This window comes from Paenibacillus sp. UMB7766-LJ446 (genome assembly GCF_030226665.1).
GTDB classification, from domain to species: Bacteria; Bacillota; Bacilli; order Paenibacillales; family Paenibacillaceae; genus Paenibacillus; species Paenibacillus vandeheii.
The window spans coordinates 1-17,878 of sequence record NZ_JASOYM010000022.1 but is presented as its reverse complement, the minus strand read 5'-3'; the positions used below and the strand labels follow the sequence as shown (position 1 = coordinate 17,878).

Sequence of the window (17,878 nt, the reverse complement as noted above, 5' to 3'; positions counted from 1 at the left end):
GGGGCTAGTTCGTTTGAGTGAAGATCTGAAGCAGTTACAACACAAACTTCAAATCAAATTTGACAACAGGCAGCTTTTAAAACAAGCGTTTACCCATGCTTCTTATGTAAACGAACACCGGTTCAGTCAGCATCAGGATAACGAACGTCTGGAGTTTCTGGGCGATGCGGTACTGGAACTGACTGTGTCGGAATACTTGTATCACTTGTTTCCTAACCGGCCGGAGGGTGAATTAACTAAGTTGCGGGCATCGATTGTCTGTGAGCCTTCCCTCGTCAAATTTGCTGAAGCGTTGGGTTTTGGGCAGTATGTACTTCTTGGTAAAGGTGAGGAACTGACAGGAGGACGAACAAGACCGGCTTTATTAGCGGATGTGTTTGAATCTTTCATCGGTGCATTATATCTGGATCAGGGATTGGCGCCTGTCCGGACATTTCTGGATCAGCATGTATTTCCGTTAATCGTTCTGGGTAGCAAGCTTCAAATGAGCGATTACAAAACGGAATTGCAGGAACTCACTCAGCATCACAATATGGGAGCTCTTGAATACCGTATCGTTGAGGAACGGGGCCCTGCCCATGAACGGGAGTTTGTCTCCGAGGTCCATATGGGTCAAGAACGGCTTGGCAGAGGTACAGGACGTTCCAAAAAGGAAGCCGAGCAGCAGGCTGCATCCGCAGCACTGGATCGACTGAAGCTTCCGGAAGCCTGAGCTTTACCGTAAGCGCATAGACAAACGAAGAGCAAAGAGCAGCCCGCGGGTCCGCCTGGCGGAATTTATCGGCCGGACTGCTTTTTGCTCTTTTTTTTGTAAGGAGGATCAGGATTTGCTTTTCTTGATCGATAACTAGGCGCTGAATGCAACACTTGAAATTTGCAAGAGGAGGTGACGGGAAACCCTATGTTTTTAAAACGGATTGAACTGGGTGGATTCAAGTCATTCGCCGACAAAACGGAAATGGAATTCGTTCGTGGTATAACCGCTGTTGTAGGCCCGAACGGAAGTGGGAAAAGTAACATTTCAGACGGCATACGCTGGGTTCTTGGGGAACAAAGCGCCAAATCACTGCGTGGTGGCAAGATGGAGGATATCATTTTTGCCGGCAGTGATGCACGGAAGGCTGTTAATTATGGTGAAGTTTCATTGACGCTGGATAACGAAGATCATGCACTTGCTTTGGATTTTGGTGAAGTGACGGTAACGCGTCGTGTACATCGCAGCGGAGACAGTGAATATTTTATCAACAAGCAGTCCTGTCGTTTGAAGGATATTACGGAATTGTTTATGGATACCGGAATCGGCAAGGAAGCCTACTCGATTATTGGACAGGGACGAATCGAAGAGATTCTGAGTACCCGTTCAGAGGATCGCAGGGGGATCTTTGAAGAGGCATCAGGTATTGTTAAATATAAATCACGCAAACGGGATGCTACTCGCAAACTGGATGAGACGGAACAGAATTTATTGCGGATTCATGATCTGGTCACCGAGTTGGAAGACCAGATTGGTCCGTTAAAGGAACAATCGGAAAAAGCGATCCATTACAAGGAATTGCGTGGACAGCTGAAATCCCAGGAAATTTCCATGTACGTGTATCAGATCGAACAAATTCATGCTTCCTGGAGCAAAGCAAATCAACGACTCGAATCGTTGAAACAAGAAGAAGTCGGGTTGGCTGCCATCGTCTCCACTCATGATGCCAAGCTGGAAAGTGATCGGATTGCACTGCGCACGCTGGAAACGGAGACAGAACAGCTGCAATCCGCCTTACTGCAATTCAGTGAAGCAACGGAGAAAAGCGAAGGTCTCGGGGAACTGCTCAAGGAGCGTTCACGTCATTTGCAGACAAACCAGGAACAGCTTAAAGTGACGCTTGCTGCTAGTGAAGAGAGACATCGGGAGCGTGAAGCCGAGTTACTTGCATTACGCGAAAAGTTTGCCAAACTTGAGCTTGAACTGAATGACGTGAGAAACCGTCTTTCCGAGGAAGAGGCCAAACTCATCGGCGTCACTGGCGGTATCAGCCAACAGCAGGAGGAAAGCCTTAAGGGCAACCTGCTGGAACTGATGAATCAGATGGCCCAGACACGAAACGAAATTCGTTACGCGGACCAACAGAAAGAGACGTTGGAACGGCGAATGAATCGCGCGACGGAGGAATCCGGCAAGTGGGAAGGCCAGAAGGAAACGCTGGAAGCCCGCAAAACGGAGATTGAGAAAAAAGTCGTTCGCTTGGGCAAGGAAATCAGTGATCTGCGCGGTGGATACATTACGGAAAGTGAACGTCTCCAGTCGTTGCAGAAGCTGCTCGAAGAAAGCCGGGGAACTGTCCGTAAGTGGGAGCAGAAGCGTGAGGCCCAGGTTTCCCGTCGCGATACAATGAAAGAAATGCAGGATGATTTTGACGGTTTCATGCTGGGTGTCAAAGAAGTACTTAAGGCATCACGCAAAGGTACACTGAGCGGGGTTCATGGAGCTGTTGCAGAACTCGTTAAAGTACCTGAGAAGATCGAACTTGCGGTAGAGACAGCGATGGGTGCTTCCCTGCAGCATGTCGTCATGGAGAATGAATCAGTATCCAGACAGGCAATTGCATTTCTGAAGCAACGTCAATTGGGCAGAGCTACGTTCCTCCCGCTGGATGTTATTCGTCCACGTACCATTGGTGCGGGTGAACGTTCAATGATCGAAGGCATGGATGGATTTGTGGGCATTGGTGCGGATCTCGTACAATACGAATCCCGATATGCTTCGATCATTGGAAGCTTGCTCGGAAATGTGATTATTGCGGAAAAGCTGGAGGATGCTAACAAAATCGCGGCTCGCTGCCAATATCGTTTCCGGGTCGTAACTCTGGAAGGCGATGTGGTTAACGCAGGGGGTTCGATGACTGGTGGTAGCCAGCATAAGAAAAATGTAAGTCTGCTCAGCCGAAAACGGCAGCTGGACCAACTGGATCAGGATATTTTGGATACCGAAAATCAAATAGTAAAACTGCATCGCAGTGTGGATGATGTGAAAATTCAACTGGAGCAGTGTCAGAATAAGTTGGACGAGCTGCGCCAGTCAGGAGATGACACCCGAAATGCAGAGCAGCAGGCTTCAATGGAAATGAAGCAGGTTGAGCATGAGCTGCGTCACGTACTGGAACAGGTTGCGGTAGCCGGGCAGGAAAAGAGCGGGTTTACCGAGGAAATCAAAGAGATGGATACAGCCCGCGATGTCGCAGTGAAGAAGCTGGAGCAGCTTGAGGAAGAAGAGAAGGCGACCCATCGTGCCATTCATGCCGCAGAATTCGCGCGTAAAGCGAATGAATCCGCGAAGGAGGAATTGCAGACCCAGCTCACCGAACTGAAAGTTCGAGAAGGTAAACTGGATCAGGAGCGATTCTCCAATGAGGAGCAATTGAGGCGTCTGGAGCGTGAAGTGGAATCACTGGTGAAGGATCTTCGTCAAAATCGCACGCTGCTGGCCTCCATGGAAGCCGATCTGAAGAAAACAGAGACTGAGAGTGTTAAACAGATTGAAGATCTGAACCAATACAAGCTGAAAAAAGCGGAATCTGCACAGGAGCTGGATTTCAAGCGTGCTGCCCGAAGCGAGCTGTCGAAGAAGCTTGAGCTTGCGGAGAGCGAAACGAAGGAACAGCGGACACAGCTGAAAGCTGTGGAGGAACAGATGCGCCAAACGGAGATTTCCGTGAACAGACTTGATGTTGAGCTGGAAAACATCTTACGCAAATTGATGGATGAGTATGAGCTCGGCTATGAGCTTGCCAAAGAGCGTTATCCAGTGCCGGAAGATGTGGAGAGCACACAAGCTGAGGTACAGAAACTGAAGCGCAGCATAACAGCTCTTGGTGATGTCAATCTGGGAGCGATCGAAGAATTCCAGCGGGTTAATGAGCGGTATGAGTTCCTCAGCACGCAGAAGGACGATCTTGTTGAAGCGAAAACAACGTTGTATCAGGTCATTCGCGAAATGGAAGACGAGATGGCCAAGCGATTCAAAATGACATTTGATGCGATTCGCCGGGAATTCGGCACGGTCTTCGCCAAGCTGTTTGGCGGAGGGCGCGCGGATCTGGTCTTGATGGACCCTGAGCGTTTGCTGGACACGGGTATTGATATCGTCGCTCAGCCGCCTGGCAAAAAGCTTCAAAACCTGCAGCTATTATCCGGTGGAGAACGAGCGCTGACTGCGATGGCATTGTTGTTTGCTATCCTGCATGTTAAGCCTGTACCGTTCTGCGTACTGGATGAAGTCGAAGCCGCGCTGGACGAAGCTAACGTGGTACGTTTTGCCCAGTATTTGCGTGAGTTCTCGGAACAGACACAGTTCATTGTTGTTACACATCGCAAAGGCACAATGGAAGAAGCGGATGTGCTGTATGGTGTCACGATGGAAGAGGGCGGAGTATCCAAGCTCGTTTCGGTTAAACTGGAAGATGAGGAAGCTGTCATTGCCTGATCTTTGAGTGATTGTCACACATGAACTCATCTAATATCATTTAAACCAAGAAATGTACACGATGGAGGGGCTTTATGAGTTTTTTTAAAAAGCTGAGAGACAGCATTGCAAGCAAAACGGAGTCAGTCACCAAACAGTTCAAGGACGGATTGGAAAAGACACGTAAAGGCCTTGTGGAGAAAGTATCGGACCTCGTCATCCGTCGCAAAAAAATCGACGAAGAATTCTATGAAGAGTTGGAAGAAATTCTGATTGGGGCCGACGTAGGTGTTAATACGGTCATGAAATTGATCGAAGATCTGCGTGACGAAGTCAAAAAACGCAAAATTGAAGATGCAGCTGAATTACAGCCTGTATTGTCCGAAAAACTGACGGGCTTACTTCGTGGTGAGCAGAATAATGAACTGAAAATGAATCCGGATGGGATTACGGTCATTTTGTTTGTTGGTGTTAATGGTGTTGGTAAAACAACAACGATTGGCAAGCTGGCCCATCGCTTCAAACAGCAGGGTAAAAAGGTCATCATGGCAGCAGGCGATACATTCCGCGCCGGAGCGATTGAGCAACTCGAAGTATGGGGGCAACGTGCTGGTGTGGAAGTTATCAAGCAACAATCGGGTTCTGACCCTGCCGCTGTAATGTATGATGCGGTACAGGCTGCAAAACAACGGGGTGCTGATGTGTTGCTCTGTGATACAGCGGGCCGTCTGCAAAACAAATCGAATCTGATGGATGAACTCAACAAAATCTATCGTGTTATTCAACGTGAAATTCCGGAAGCACCTCATGAAGTATTAATGGTGCTGGATGCAACTACAGGTCAGAATGCACTGAATCAGGCCAAACTCTTTGGAGAGAAGAGCGGGGTAACCGGATTAGTGCTGACGAAGCTGGATGGTACGGCCAAAGGTGGTATTGTTGTTGCGATTCGTCAGGAGCTGGACTTGCCAGTGAAGCTGGTCGGACTCGGTGAGAAGATCGATGATCTGCAGCCATTTGATTCAGAGCAATTCGTGCATGCGTTGTTCTCGGGATTGATCCAGGAACAGCCAGAGCAAAGCACAGAAGAAGAGGAATCCAATTCGTAGTCGTTAAATAAATCAATGTTTTTGACCGTATTGCCACTGATATACGTGATAAGTGTCACGTGTAATATCAGTGGCAATACGTGTATAATAAAATAAAATAGGCAATTTCTCAGGATTAGAAAGGACGGTTGAAATGGCCAATACCTATACCTATTCCCGCCGTGAAGAAGTCGCCAATGCGGTGACACATGGTATCGGCGCTGCGCTCAGTGTAGCTGCACTGGTGCTATTGATTGTATTTTCCAGTATGAAAGGCACAGCCTGGCATGTGGTCAGTTTCACGATCTACGGGATCACGATGCTGCTGCTTTATACAAGCTCAACACTCGTGCATGCATGGAAAGATGGCAAAGTAAAAGATTTGTTTGAAATTTTTGACCATTCTTCAATTTATTTGTTTATTGCGGGATCATACACTCCGCTTTTGTTTATTGCTGTTCGCGGCACGCTTGGCTGGAGCTTGTTCGGTGTGATCTGGGCAATTGCATTATTAGGCGTGATCTTTAAGGCGTTTTTCACGAAAAAGTTTCTATTCATGTCCACGATTTTCTATATTGCGATGGGCTGGCTCATCATTATTGCTTGGCAACCGCTTGTGGCTGCCATTCCTGCAGGCGGAATCGTGCTGTTGGTTGCTGGAGGACTGATGTATACGCTAGGTACACTTTTTTATGTGTGGCGTGGTTTTCCGTATCACCATGCGATCTGGCATCTGTTTGTGCTGGCAGGCAGTATTCTTCATTTCTTTATGGTATTAATATACCTGACTCCTCTTCGCTAAGGGGGGGGCGCCATGTGAAACGAATCGGCTCCACTTGAGGAGACGCATTCGTTTTTTGTTCTATATAAAGGACAAAGCAGGCTGTAATTTACAGTAGATGAATGGCTGAGATCAACCGTGTAGGCACGAAATATGAGCTCCAGATGCACGTTTTTATTGTGACAAGTATTTTTGCTTGACAACCTGATTTGTTTTAGGTATTATTAGGAACGTTGCAAGAGTGTAAAGTGTTTTTCCTTGACGAAGGGAGTGCCCCGTTATGAGTCAAGAAAACCGGCTTGAGAAGACAAACCGGATTAACTTGCTGTTTGCTTTCTATGAAAGCTTACTTACCGAGAAACAGCAGACTTTTCTAAAGTATTACTTTCATGATGATTTTTCGCTGGGCGAGATTGCAGCCGAGTTTGAGATCAGCCGCCAGGCGGTATACGAGCATATCAAGCGTGCCGAACAAATGCTGGAAAATTACGAAAGCAAGCTTGGCTTGCTGGAGAAGCACGAACAGCGCAACCGTAATCTTGAAGATTTGCAAAATGCATTGGAGCGCGCAGGCGTTTCCATTGATAACAACCAACAAATAAACGATATTGTTCATCAGCTCAGAGAATAGTTCGTAAGAGTTGAACGAAACGTATCAGTCCTGAAAACAGTATTACAGCTTAAGGAGGTGGGATCATGGCATTTGAAGGATTAACGACCCGATTGCAGAATGTGTTCAGCAAGCTGCGCGGCAAAGGCAAGGTGTCTGATGAAGATGTTGCCGAAGCTATGCGCGAGGTACGTCTGGCATTGCTCGAAGCGGATGTAAACTTCAAAGTGGTCAAGGAATTCATCGCCAAGGTGAAAGAGAAGGCTGTTGGCAAAGAAGTGATGGAGAGCTTCACGCCCGGAATGGTCATTATCGACATTGTAAACAAGGAACTGACGGATTTGATGGGTGGAAGCCAGTCGAAGCTGGCCAAAGCCAACAAACCGCCTACGGTACTGATGATGGTTGGTTTGCAGGGTGCGGGTAAAACGACGACATCCGGTAAACTGGCCAAGATGCTGCAAAAGCAAAACAGCAGACCGTTACTTGTTGCAGGAGATATTTATCGTCCAGCAGCGATCAAGCAGTTGCAAGTGCTCGGCGAGCAGATCAAAGCGCCGGTATTTACACTGGGAGATCAGACAAGCCCTGTAGAGATCGCACGTCAGGGTCTGCAGCATGCCAAGGATAACGGTAATGACTATGTCATCATCGATACAGCTGGACGTCTGCATGTCGATGAAGAATTGATGGAAGAACTTCGTCAGATTCACAGCGTAGTGAATCCGGATGAAGTATTGCTTGTCGTGGACAGCATGACAGGTCAGGATGCAGTTAATGTGGCAGAACACTTTAACCAGCAGCTTGATCTGACAGGTGTGGTTCTGACTAAGCTTGATGGAGATACTCGTGGTGGTGCCGCGCTCTCTGTTAAAGCCGTCACTGGTTGTCCGATCAAGTTTGCCTCCCTTGGAGAGAAACTGGACGCACTTGAGCCTTTCCATCCAGAGCGCATGGCTTCTCGTATTCTTGGTATGGGCGACATGCTCTCTCTGATTGAGAAGGCACAGTCCAACATTGATACCGAAAAAGCCAAGGAAATGGAACGGAAGATGCGTAATGCAGAATTCACGTTCGAAGATTTCCTGGAGCAAATGGATCAAGTGAAAAAGCTGGGACCAATCGATCAGATTATGGATATGATTCCTGGCATGGGCAAGATGAAACAAGCCAAGGACCTGAAGGTTGATGATAAACAGATGGGCCGGATCGAAGCGATCGTGTACTCCATGACGACCGAAGAGAAACGTAACCCGGATATGATCAATCATAGCCGCCGGAAGCGGATTGCTACAGGTAGTGGAACATCCCTGGCCGAAGTAAACCGTCTGATCAAGCAGTTTGATGAGATGCGCCGCATGATGAAACAGTTCTCGGATATGATGGGACCTAAAGGCGGCAAAAATAAAGCGATGAAGCAGCTTAAGGGTCTGGGTAAAGGAATGAAGTTTCCTTTCCGTTGATTTCAATTGCAGCTGAACGATATACAGATTTCATTGAAGGAGGTGAATTTTCAAATGGCAGTTCGTATTCGTCTGAAACGTATGGGTGCTCACAAAGCTCCTTTCTACCGCGTAGTGGTATCGGATTCCCGTTCCCCACGTGACGGTCGTTTTATCGAGGAGATCGGTTACTACAACCCGGTTGAACAACCGGCTGTTGTTAAGATCGATGAAGATAAAGCATTGCAATGGCTTCAAAACGGTGCGCAAGCATCCGACACTGTCCGCAACTTGCTGAGCAAAGCGGGCGTGATGAAGAAGTTCCACGAGTCTAAATTGACTAAATAAGGTGCTGATTCGGAGGGTCATCTATGGAAGAATTAGTAAGCATAATTGCTAAGGCTTTGGTCGATCATCCGGAAGATGTGGCGGTTCGGACGGTTGAGAAAGATCGGCTTGTCGTATATGAGTTAACCGTTCATCCTGACGATGTTGGGAAAGTGATTGGTAAACAGGGACGAATCGCAAAGTCTCTTCGTACGGTCGTCACATCAGCAGCAGTTAAGATGGATAAACGGGTAACCGTCGATATCATATCTTAAAGATATACGAAAGGGGGTTAGGATGCATGTCCTAGCCCCTTTTCGTGCATGCTGAAACTTAAATAATAGGATTCAAATAGCTCGTCAAGTATGATTATCTGCGGAAGTAGTGAAGGGTACGGGATCGATTCTGAAGAAGCGTTAGGATAACAGCGATCTTTGAACGAGCCGTAACCGGAACGGTCGCAGGGAGATCATCACATATGAGTACCAATATGAATGAATTGCAGGAGGAACTTATGGCAGAATTTATGAATGTAGGGAAGATCGTCAATACGCACGGCATTCGCGGTGAGTTGAGAATCATGCCTTTAACCGATTTTCCGGAGGTACGGTTCGCTAAAGATGCGGAACTGTTTCTTTTTACACCGGATAATCATCCCGTATTAGTCAATGTGGAATCTGCGCGTTTGCATAAAAATATGTACATTCTTCGTCTGAAAGAATACGGAAATATCAATGAAGTCGAAAAGTTCAAGGGTGGTATGGCCAAAGTGTTGAAAGAAAACTTGGCTGAGCTGGAAGAGAACGAATACTACTTCCACCAAATTGTTGGGTGTTCGGTAATTACAGATGAAGGCGAAACACTTGGAACGATCACTGAGATTTTGACTCCGGGTGCGAATGATGTATGGGTTGTCAAGACACCAGCAGGCAAAGAAATTCTGCTTCCGGTTATTGATGATGTTGTTCTTGATGTGGACGTTGATCAGCAGCAGGTCAAGATTCACCTGATGGAAGGGCTGCTGTAACATGAAAGTGGATGTATTAACCCTATTCCCGGAAATGTTTGAAGGTGTGTTTGGGACGAGCATTCTCGGCAAAGCCCAAACCAAGGGGCTTGTATCCCTGGGTGCAACAAACTTTCGGAATTATGCCACCAACAAACATAACACAGTCGACGATGCACCTTACGGTGGAGGTGGGGGGATGGTATTAAAGCCAGATCCAATCTTTGCTGCTGTTGAGGATGTATTGGAGCAACGGGGCGAAGCTGCGGAAACGATGAAACCGCCACGTATTATTCTAATGTGTCCGCAAGGTGAGACGTTCACACAGACAAAAGCAGAGGAACTTGTACAGGAAGATCATCTGATTTTTATTTGCGGACATTATGAGGGCTATGATGAGCGTATCCGTGAATTTCTCGTGACGGACGAATTGTCGATTGGTGACTATGTGTTGACGGGTGGCGAGCTGCCTGCGATGGTGGCGATTGACAGTATTGTGCGCCTTATTCCGGGTGTGCTGGGTAATGAGACAAGTGCTGTAACGGATTCATTCAGTACCGGATTGCTCGAATACCCACACTACACACGTCCTCCCGAATTCAGAGGCATGAAGGTTCCGGATATGCTGTTATCCGGACATCATCTAAATATTGAGGCGTGGCGCAGGGAGCAGTCCTTGCTTCGTACGTTGGAACGCAGACCGGATCTGTTGGAAACGGCGGAATTGACGGACAAAGAACGAGTTTGGCTAAACAAGCTACGTTCCGAACGTGAAAAGAGTGCAGAGTAATTTGATATCTCATTTGAGTACGTAATATAATCTCATTCAAATGATTGAAAGACCAACCATGTGATATAAAGGTTGGTCTTTTTTTGTATAGAACACTTTTGCCACATTGAACTATTTTGCATGTTCCGAAATAGGGTTGTATAAACTGAAGAATTTCTTTATGGTGATCTCAGCTAGAAGCGTATGTAGACGGTATGCTGAGGAGGAAGAAGATATGGATCATCAGCCTTATGAAATTGGTAGAGTGAATATTAGCAAAGCAGGAGAACGCTGCAAGATGCTTCTGGGGGATCTGAATGGAGATGGCAGGCTTGAGATGCTGTTGGTGCAGGCAGATGGAGGCATAGACGATCGTTACGTTCCGCATCAGGTATGCTGTTTGTCGGCATATGATCTGGATGGAACATTAATTTGGCAGGTCGGAACACCGGATCCGGATGCAGGGGGGCCAGGGTCAGACTATCCTGCTTAGATTGCAGATTGGGATGGGGACGGAAATAATGAAGTGCTGTGTGTAATGAACAAGCAATTTCTTATTCTGGACGGAAGAACGGGAGAGATAAAGAAACATCATGATCTGCCTGGAGAACAAGCGCATGACTGTATTATTCTTGCCAACCTCACTGGAGACCAACACAGAATGGATATCCTGCTGAAGGATCGTTATAAAACGTTATGGGCATTAGACCATGATTTCAATTTGTTGTGGAAGCATGAAGGAAACATAGGTCATTTTCCGTGGGTATACGATATCGATGGGGATGGAAAGGATGAAGTGATGGCCGGGTATGACATGCTGGATCATGATGGAACATTATTATGGTCCTGTCAGAATCTTGATGATCACGCAGACTGCATATGGTTTGGCGATGTGGACGGGGATGGAGAGGTTGAAATTGTTATCGGTGGAAGTGTCACGGTGATGATGGATCGGTATGGTCATGAGATATGGCGTTATGAGGATTCGATTGAATCACAGCATATCGCATTGGGGAAATTTTGTTCGGGAAGGCTAGGTTTACAGATTGCAGGCCTGGATCGGATTATTCGGGGCGACGAAAATGGCAAGGATGGAATGTTTATGCTGGATAGCGAAGGGAAAGAACTATGGAAAGAACATCGGAAAACTCGTGGATGGTTAACGATTATCGAGCCTGTACAGAACTGGGATGACAGCGGGCTTGACTACATCTTGGCTTACCGTCGAGGTGGGGGCGTCCTGCCATCATTGGTCAATGGTGACATGCAATCGATTGCAGTATTTGAAAAAGAGGGCTATGCCGTACATGCTGACTTGTGTCAGAGCGGCAGGGAACAGATCATCATCTATGATGCACATGAGGCAGAAATCTATTCCAGCTCAGTGATGGATATAACTACTCCAACCGCTTTGGACATAAAAAGAGCCCAGCTTCAGCCGAAAAGACTGTATAGCTCGACTCTTTATCCGGGCGGGGAAGTTTCAATCTAGCCTAATGACTGATCTCTACGACAGGAAGGATTTCCTGTGGTTTTGATTCAGGGTGGAGCAATGCAGCCAAATCGGTTCCTGTCGTAACCGTTAATCGTGGGAGCTTCATGGGATTATCCCCGGGTCGAACAAAACCTGAACGTACGGAAAAGGCCATGCGATACCCATTTTTCTGCAGTTGATAGATCATCTGCGTGCTGGTATAGCCGAAAGGATAGGCCATATACGGCGTGTCTATACCGGTTTCCTTCATTAGTTTGACGTCATCATTCATCAGACTTGTGTCGAGTCCGACGGGTACATTGTCACCGCAACGCATATACCCCTTGTGATGCAGATTATAGGTATGGCTATTGAACTCAAAAACGTCCTTAGCGGCCTGCATCTCCTGTTTGGAGATAAACGTTTTTTTGTCTGGATCAAAAGCCGAAGGCTGATCCTGAATTTTGCTGCCGATGACAAACAGGGAAGCATGGAAATTATATTTTTTGAGCACAGGGTACGCTAAAGTATAATTGTTCTGATAGCCATCATCAAAGGTGATGACAATAGACTTTTGGGGCAGGGAGATCTGTCCATTCACGTATTGCTCAAGCTGCTCCAGTGTAATTGTGTTGTAACCTTCTTCATGCAGATATTTCATGTTTTCTTCGAAGTCTTCCAGATTAATGATCGATTGGTTGTTTTTTTCATGGTTGTTGATTTTGGGCTGTATGTAATGATACATCAGTACAGGTACTTCAGTAGCCGAACCTTGTGCGATGTGAAAGGTAGCCTGATCAAGTACAGGTTTGCTGGAATAATCGGAGTGAGACATTAGAAATGCCTTACGTTTTACCATATCCCAGGACGTGCATGCTTTGTGGGACATTGCATTGGTAGGATGAGTTACCGCATACGCATACATTGTAATGGAACAAGTGAGTAGAGCGAGTGCAGCAAGAGTGATTTTTTTGAAGAGTTTCATAAGTCAACAGGTTCTCCTTTTACCATTTCATTTCTTCATGGAATTACATTTTAGATGCATTAGCACGTAATCCAACAAGCTATATCATAGACGATCTTTCTTGACAGAAAGTTACAGTATTTTTTCCGTCTAATGCTTGACTTATTCCAGAATACTAATCATGACGATCCATCGCGGTGGAACTTCTAATTTGTTTATTTTTCCTTGTGTTTTGTTATGGTGCGTGATACAATAAGTCTGTTATGTGGAATACGGCGGTCCTCTATGGATAATGAAGGAGACAAGGTGTTCTCTGGAAGAAGTATGAACGCCTGTACGGAAGGAGGGAGTCATAGATGAATATCGTTCAAGCGATTACACAAGAACAACTTCGTAAGGATATTCCGAGTTTTCGTCCTGGTGACACTTTGAAAGTGCACGTTAAGGTAATCGAGGGAACTCGTGAGCGTATCCAATTGTTCGAAGGTGTTGTGATTAAACGCCGTGGTGGTGGAATCAGTGAGACTTTTACAGTTCGTAAAATTTCTTACGGTGTAGGTGTGGAAAGAGCTTTCCCGCTTCATTCCCCTAAAATCGATAGAATCGAAGTGGCTCGCCGTGGTAAAGTGCGTCGTGCGAAGCTTTATTATCTTCGTGAACTACGCGGTAAAGCAGCGAGAATTAAAGAAATTCGTTAATATAACGGATACCGGGGAGGGCTTGGAGACAAGCCCTTTTCGTTTTTGTCCGGGAAAAGTTGAACCGGAGGTGCACTTCCGAGTAAAATGGTATGGCGGCACATGCGCGAATAGTCCGGGAGGCTTGTGAAATCAGTTATTGAAGAACATTTGAATTGTGGATTAAATGTACTGGTAATGCTTGCGTGTAAGATTACATAACTGATGATGTGTAAAAACTGCTATAACATGTACTGTGAAGAGAGGAAGATCATTAATGGAACAGGAAGTTCAACAGGACCAGGGCAATGCTGCCGAAGAGAAAGGCAGTCGATCCAAAAAAGCCAAAAATGAAATTTTCGAATGGCTCAAAGCCATCGTGATTGCACTAGTACTTGTCATTTTAATTCGGTGGTTGCTGTTCAAACCGTTTGTTGTGGACGGGCCTTCCATGCAGCCGAATTTTCATACAGGTGAACGTGTGATTGTCAATGAAATCTTATATGATATCAGGGAACCACAGCGCGGAGAAGTTATCGTATTCCACGTTCCATCTGAAGGCCGTGATTTCATTAAACGTGTCATTGCTGTTGCTGGTGATACCGTTGAGGTTCAGGACGATACGGTTCTCGTCAATGGTAAAAAAGTCGATGAGACTTACATTCAGGGAGCAATCGATGCTGCTGAAGCGAACGGTGGAACCTACAACGTGAAGGACTTCCCTAATGAGCAATTCCCGGATGGGAAAGTACCTGAAGGTCATGTTTTTGTAATGGGGGATAACCGCCCGAACAGTACGGATAGCCGGATGATCGGTTATGTGTCACTGACGGATATTGTAGGTCGTGCAGATGTGATTTTCTGGCCGATCGGCGATATCAAGTGGATTAACCATTAATATGAATGCAGGATATACAAGCAAAATATAAAATATACACTAAAACGTAGATAGCAGAGATAATCTGGGGATAATAATGACCGGAAGATTATTTTGTTAGCGAAATGATGCGGTGTGGATATTATAGTTAAAGCTTGTATATCAACAAATAATGAGGTGAAGACAAGGTGACGATTCAATGGTTTCCAGGTCATATGACCCGAGCCAGACGCCAGATTCAGGATAAGTTAAAGCTGATTGACGTGGTCATCGAACTGCTGGATGCCCGTCTGCCTGTCTCCAGCCGCAACCCGATGATTGACGAGATTTTACAGGGCAAACCCCGGATGATTTTGTTGAATAAATCCGACTTGGCGGATCCAAAAGTGACGCAAGAATGGATTGAATATTTCAAAAAAGAGGGAATCACGGCTTTTCCTGTAGATGCTTCAACAGGTACCAACGTGAAAGACATCCCAACACAAGCGAAGCTTCTCCTTAAAGAAAAAATTGACCGTCAAATAGCTAAAGGGATTAACCCTCGAGCGGTTCGTGGACTGATTGTTGGTATTCCAAACGTGGGTAAATCCACTCTAATTAACCGACTGGCTGGACGGAACATTGCGGCAACGGGAGATCGTCCTGGTGTGACAAAGGGACAACAGTGGATCAAAGTGGGTAAAGAAATGGAACTGCTGGATACCCCGGGTATTCTTTGGCCAAAATTCGAAGATCAAAACGTCGGTTATCGTCTTGCGGTAACGGGTGCAATCAAGGAAGAGATTCTGAATGCAGAAGACATCGCCTTTTTTGGCATTAGTTACCTGATGCGTTATTACTGGGATTCTCTTGAAGAACGATATGGACTTCAGGAGTTCTCTAAGGATGCGGATGATTCAGACAGTGTCGTTGCGATCATGGAACAGGTTGGCCGTATACGTGGTTGTGTGGTGAGTGGTGGGCGTATCGATTTGGAAAAGGCATCGCGAGCATTTCTGCGTGAACTGCGTGCGGGCAAAATGGGACGTTTCTCTATGGAAGCTCCTTATTAAATACGAAACAACTGCCGAAAGAAGCGGCCGTTACCGGATTACCGGGAGCGGTCGCTTTTTGTCGTACTGGAATTCAAAATAAAGGAGCTTTGCTTGAGCTGGAAGGTGATTCTAGTAAATTGCACTTTATGGTATTGTTTTGTACGTATATCTGAGGATTGTAAATCATGCTATGATGAGTGATAAAGATTTAGCCTGCTCAATGCTGAATATCTTCAATTTAAGCCATCAGATACCGATAAAATATTAACTCATCATCGTATTATCTATAGGCTTCACGGAAATTTATGTCTTGTTTAATTGGATTTGATAGAACAAAAATCGGGAATCTACGTCTATATAATAAATGATATAAAAGTGATGCGTTGAAGCAAGAGTGGGTAGAGGAGATGACATCGTAATGAATGAAATAAATGAGTTAAATGAATTGACGCAACTGGATGCCCTGGTTGAACCGAAAAAGAAAAAAAAGGAATGGGTCGAGCCCAAAGATCTGCTAATCTATGAGCGTGAATATTGGGAAAGCGGATTTGAACGGATTGCCGGAATTGATGAGGTGGGACGTGGTTGTTTATTTGGAGATGTCGTAGCCGCAGCCGTTATTTTGCCTCGGGATCTGATTCTGGAAGGGGTTAATGATTCCAAGAAATTAACGGAGAAAAAGCGAGATGCATTATATGACATCATTATGGAAAAGGCGTTGTCAGTAGGGATCGGATATGCGGATGCGGAAACGATTGATCAACTGAATATTAAACAGGCTGCAAGGCTTGCCATGAAACGTGCAGTAGAAGCGCTGGAGGGTGTGCCGGACTATCTGCTGGTAGATGCTGAAAAGGTAGATGTGCATATACCGCAGTTGTCCATTATTAAAGGCGATGCAAACAGTCAATCCATTGCGGCAGCATCCATTATTGCGAAGGTTACCCGGGATAGGCTCTGCAAAGAGGACTGGGATACGTTATATCCGGAATATGGCTTATCAATACATAAGGGATATGCAACGAAATTTCATCGTGAACAGATTATGGCTCTGGGTGCTACACCCATGCACCGTCGCAGTTTTCTCGGCAATTTGCTCGGAGAGCAGCACACTTTATTTTAATTAGACCACACACGGAGGGAGGGTGAAGGGTTTGAATATAGGTTCCGTGATTCGTGGTTTGCTGGGGGATAGTAAACCGGGAAATGCCAAGCCGCTGGAGTTAAAGGAAGGTCAGGTTGTACGAGGGTCCGTAGTTAGTGTATCCGATGATGGAGCAGACGCGGTTCTTCAAATTCAGGGTGTACAGGTACGAGCAAAACTGGAAACCCCGCTTCGACCAGGTGAAACAACACTGCTTCAGGTCCAGCCTCCAGGTGAGAATGGCGTAACGGTCATGAAGCCACTCACGGGCACATTGGCAGAACTTCCACAGGCTTCTTTGAACAATTTGCTTCAGGAGGTAGGTTTGCCGGATACCAAAGGTAATCGTGAACTATTGTTATCCATGCAGAGAAGCGGGTTACCTTTAACCAAGGATAATGTAGCTATGGTTCAAAATATGATGACAGCTAAACCTGCACAGGTGCCTGTCGAAGAATGGGTGCAGGCTACAGGTATTGCATTTCAGCGTGGTCTACCGATTACAGCGGAAACGGTAAAGGGCTTGCATCAGGCTGTATTTGGTCCGCCACTACATCAGTTGTTAAAGGGTTTGGCTGAGCAGCTGGAATCCATGCTAACCCAAACAGCGGGCAAACCGGCAGGTAGTGGAGAACAGGCGGCCACGATGAGAACATCCGTTATGGGAGGATTGGCTGTACCGTTAAGCGGAGAGCAGACGGGAGAAACGTTAGCTCCGTCAGGCGGTACGCGAGTGACAGGAGGAACGTCTGGCTTGACAGGGCAACTCGTGCCCGGGGCATCTGCAGGTGCTGCTCCAGTGGCTGATGGATCAGAGGAAGCTACTGGTAATGCGGTGAAAGGTAATGGGCAGACAGGTGCAAGTACGGTAAATGCGGAAGCTACTGGAATGAAATCAGGGGCCAGCAATATTGAAACTGCTGGCAAGGTGGGTACAGGTATTCCGGCGGGAACCGGAATACCTGGTGAGAGCCCGCGTGCAGCTGATGCGGGCGTTGCGGGGAGCCGCCCGGGCACACCGGGGGCGGCTGTGGATACTGCGGCTGGCCGTGTGATTACGGTCCAGCCTGAGGGGAACGCGGCCGGTCGAGTGGACGGCCGCGGTAAAACGCCTGCTGCTGCGGGGCTTTCTGCCGCAGCAGGGCAGGCGGCGCCAGCAGCTCCATCGGCAGCGCAGCTGGCGCCCAAGCTGCTGGCGCTGCTGGACGCGCTGCGCAGCGAATCTTGACCCTACT

The 17,878-nt window shown here is 46.7% G+C and carries 16 protein-coding genes and 1 pseudogene; 16 read left to right on the top strand and 1 reads right to left on the bottom strand.

Annotated features, from left to right (window positions below; genetic code table 11):
• Nucleotides 1-13 precede the first annotated feature (13 nt).
• From rnc to QP794_RS31650, 11 genes and pseudogenes are all read left to right on the top strand, one after another.
• On the top strand, nucleotides 14-712 hold the full coding sequence (gene rnc, locus QP794_RS31700) for a ribonuclease III (RefSeq protein ID WP_024630178.1): 699 nt from the start codon (nucleotides 14-16) through the stop codon (nucleotides 710-712).
• 189 nt (nucleotides 713-901) lie between these two features.
• Nucleotides 902-4,471: a chromosome segregation protein SMC gene (gene smc / locus QP794_RS31695; RefSeq protein WP_285080682.1), complete on the top strand. Its 3,570-nt coding sequence runs from the start codon at nucleotides 902-904 to the stop codon at nucleotides 4,469-4,471.
• Nucleotides 4,472-4,545: 74 nt separating this feature from the next.
• The gene (ftsY, locus tag QP794_RS31690; RefSeq protein WP_094936423.1) at nucleotides 4,546-5,559 is read left to right on the top strand and encodes a signal recognition particle-docking protein FtsY; all 1,014 of its coding nucleotides are present in this window, start codon (nucleotides 4,546-4,548) and stop codon (nucleotides 5,557-5,559) included.
• Nucleotides 5,560-5,692: 133 nt separating this feature from the next.
• The gene (gene trhA / locus QP794_RS31685; RefSeq protein WP_285080681.1) at nucleotides 5,693-6,340 is read left to right on the top strand and encodes a PAQR family membrane homeostasis protein TrhA; all 648 of its coding nucleotides are present in this window, start codon (nucleotides 5,693-5,695) and stop codon (nucleotides 6,338-6,340) included.
• A gap of 259 nt (nucleotides 6,341-6,599) precedes the next feature.
• On the top strand, nucleotides 6,600-6,950 hold the full coding sequence (locus QP794_RS31680) for a putative DNA-binding protein (protein WP_285080680.1): 351 nt from the start codon (nucleotides 6,600-6,602) through the stop codon (nucleotides 6,948-6,950).
• 65 nt (nucleotides 6,951-7,015) lie between these two features.
• Nucleotides 7,016-8,392 carry a signal recognition particle protein gene (gene ffh / locus QP794_RS31675; RefSeq protein ID WP_024630183.1) on the top strand — a complete coding sequence of 459 codons (1,377 nt, stop codon included), beginning with the start codon at nucleotides 7,016-7,018 and terminating at the stop codon, nucleotides 8,390-8,392.
• 54 nt (nucleotides 8,393-8,446) lie between these two features.
• Nucleotides 8,447-8,719, top strand: coding sequence for a 30S ribosomal protein S16 (gene rpsP, locus QP794_RS31670; protein ID WP_024630184.1), 273 nt, complete (start codon nucleotides 8,447-8,449; stop codon nucleotides 8,717-8,719).
• A 23-nt stretch (nucleotides 8,720-8,742) separates the two neighbouring features.
• Complete coding sequence (locus tag QP794_RS31665; RefSeq protein ID WP_024630185.1) at nucleotides 8,743-8,973, top strand: KH domain-containing protein; 231 nt, start codon at nucleotides 8,743-8,745, stop codon at nucleotides 8,971-8,973.
• Between the two features lie 239 nt (nucleotides 8,974-9,212).
• Entirely contained in the window at nucleotides 9,213-9,725 is a 513-nt protein-coding gene (gene rimM / locus QP794_RS31660) for a ribosome maturation factor RimM (protein ID WP_024630186.1), read from the top strand.
• 1 nt (nucleotide 9,726) lies between these two features.
• Nucleotides 9,727-10,494 carry a tRNA (guanosine(37)-N1)-methyltransferase TrmD gene (trmD, locus tag QP794_RS31655; protein WP_285080679.1) on the top strand — a complete coding sequence of 256 codons (768 nt, stop codon included), beginning with the start codon at nucleotides 9,727-9,729 and terminating at the stop codon, nucleotides 10,492-10,494.
• 214 nt (nucleotides 10,495-10,708) lie between these two features.
• Nucleotides 10,709-11,965, top strand: a pseudogene (locus tag QP794_RS31650) (hypothetical protein).
• A 1-nt stretch (nucleotide 11,966) separates the two neighbouring features.
• Here QP794_RS31650 and QP794_RS31645 read toward each other — a convergent pair.
• Nucleotides 11,967-12,932: a polysaccharide deacetylase family protein gene (locus QP794_RS31645; RefSeq protein WP_285080678.1), complete on the bottom strand. Its 966-nt coding sequence runs from the start codon at nucleotides 12,930-12,932 to the stop codon at nucleotides 11,967-11,969.
• A 335-nt stretch (nucleotides 12,933-13,267) separates the two neighbouring features.
• Between QP794_RS31645 and rplS the strand changes: the two genes are divergently transcribed.
• The 5 genes from rplS to QP794_RS31620 all read left to right on the top strand — a co-directional run bounded on the left by rplS (nucleotide 13,268) and on the right by QP794_RS31620 (nucleotide 17,871).
• Nucleotides 13,268-13,609 (top strand): 50S ribosomal protein L19, encoded by a 342-nt coding sequence (gene rplS, locus QP794_RS31640; RefSeq protein ID WP_024630190.1) that lies wholly within the window; start codon nucleotides 13,268-13,270, stop codon nucleotides 13,607-13,609.
• A gap of 256 nt (nucleotides 13,610-13,865) precedes the next feature.
• The gene (gene lepB, locus QP794_RS31635) at nucleotides 13,866-14,486 is read left to right on the top strand and encodes a signal peptidase I (RefSeq protein WP_024630191.1); all 621 of its coding nucleotides are present in this window, start codon (nucleotides 13,866-13,868) and stop codon (nucleotides 14,484-14,486) included.
• Between the two features lie 167 nt (nucleotides 14,487-14,653).
• Entirely contained in the window at nucleotides 14,654-15,517 is an 864-nt protein-coding gene (gene ylqF, locus QP794_RS31630) for a ribosome biogenesis GTPase YlqF (protein ID WP_079346996.1), read from the top strand.
• A gap of 400 nt (nucleotides 15,518-15,917) precedes the next feature.
• On the top strand, nucleotides 15,918-16,622 hold the full coding sequence (locus QP794_RS31625; RefSeq protein ID WP_285080677.1) for a ribonuclease HII: 705 nt from the start codon (nucleotides 15,918-15,920) through the stop codon (nucleotides 16,620-16,622).
• A 31-nt stretch (nucleotides 16,623-16,653) separates the two neighbouring features.
• The gene (locus QP794_RS31620) at nucleotides 16,654-17,871 is read left to right on the top strand and encodes a hypothetical protein (RefSeq protein WP_285080675.1); all 1,218 of its coding nucleotides are present in this window, start codon (nucleotides 16,654-16,656) and stop codon (nucleotides 17,869-17,871) included.
• Nucleotides 17,872-17,878: the final 7 nt, after the last annotated feature.

What these genes read in the sequence shown, in the direction of transcription:
- smc (WP_285080682.1), top strand. Translation starts at nt 902, where the DNA reads ATGTTTTTAAAACGGATTGAACTGGGTGGATTCAAGTCATTCGCCGAC.
- ftsY (WP_094936423.1), top strand. Translation starts at nt 4,546, where the DNA reads ATGAGTTTTTTTAAAAAGCTGAGAGACAGCATTGCAAGCAAAACGGAG.
- trhA (WP_285080681.1), top strand. Translation starts at nt 5,693, where the DNA reads ATGGCCAATACCTATACCTATTCCCGCCGTGAAGAAGTCGCCAATGCG.
- QP794_RS31680 (WP_285080680.1), top strand. Translation starts at nt 6,600, where the DNA reads ATGAGTCAAGAAAACCGGCTTGAGAAGACAAACCGGATTAACTTGCTG.
- ffh (WP_024630183.1), top strand. Translation starts at nt 7,016, where the DNA reads ATGGCATTTGAAGGATTAACGACCCGATTGCAGAATGTGTTCAGCAAG.
- rpsP (WP_024630184.1), top strand. Translation starts at nt 8,447, where the DNA reads ATGGCAGTTCGTATTCGTCTGAAACGTATGGGTGCTCACAAAGCTCCT.
- QP794_RS31665 (WP_024630185.1), top strand. Translation starts at nt 8,743, where the DNA reads ATGGAAGAATTAGTAAGCATAATTGCTAAGGCTTTGGTCGATCATCCG.
- rimM (WP_024630186.1), top strand. Translation starts at nt 9,213, where the DNA reads ATGGCAGAATTTATGAATGTAGGGAAGATCGTCAATACGCACGGCATT.
- trmD (WP_285080679.1), top strand. Translation starts at nt 9,727, where the DNA reads ATGAAAGTGGATGTATTAACCCTATTCCCGGAAATGTTTGAAGGTGTG.
- QP794_RS31645 (WP_285080678.1), bottom strand. Translation starts at nt 12,932, where the DNA reads ATGAAACTCTTCAAAAAAATCACTCTTGCTGCACTCGCTCTACTCACT.
- rplS (WP_024630190.1), top strand. Translation starts at nt 13,268, where the DNA reads ATGAATATCGTTCAAGCGATTACACAAGAACAACTTCGTAAGGATATT.
- lepB (WP_024630191.1), top strand. Translation starts at nt 13,866, where the DNA reads ATGGAACAGGAAGTTCAACAGGACCAGGGCAATGCTGCCGAAGAGAAA.
- QP794_RS31625 (WP_285080677.1), top strand. Translation starts at nt 15,918, where the DNA reads ATGAATGAAATAAATGAGTTAAATGAATTGACGCAACTGGATGCCCTG.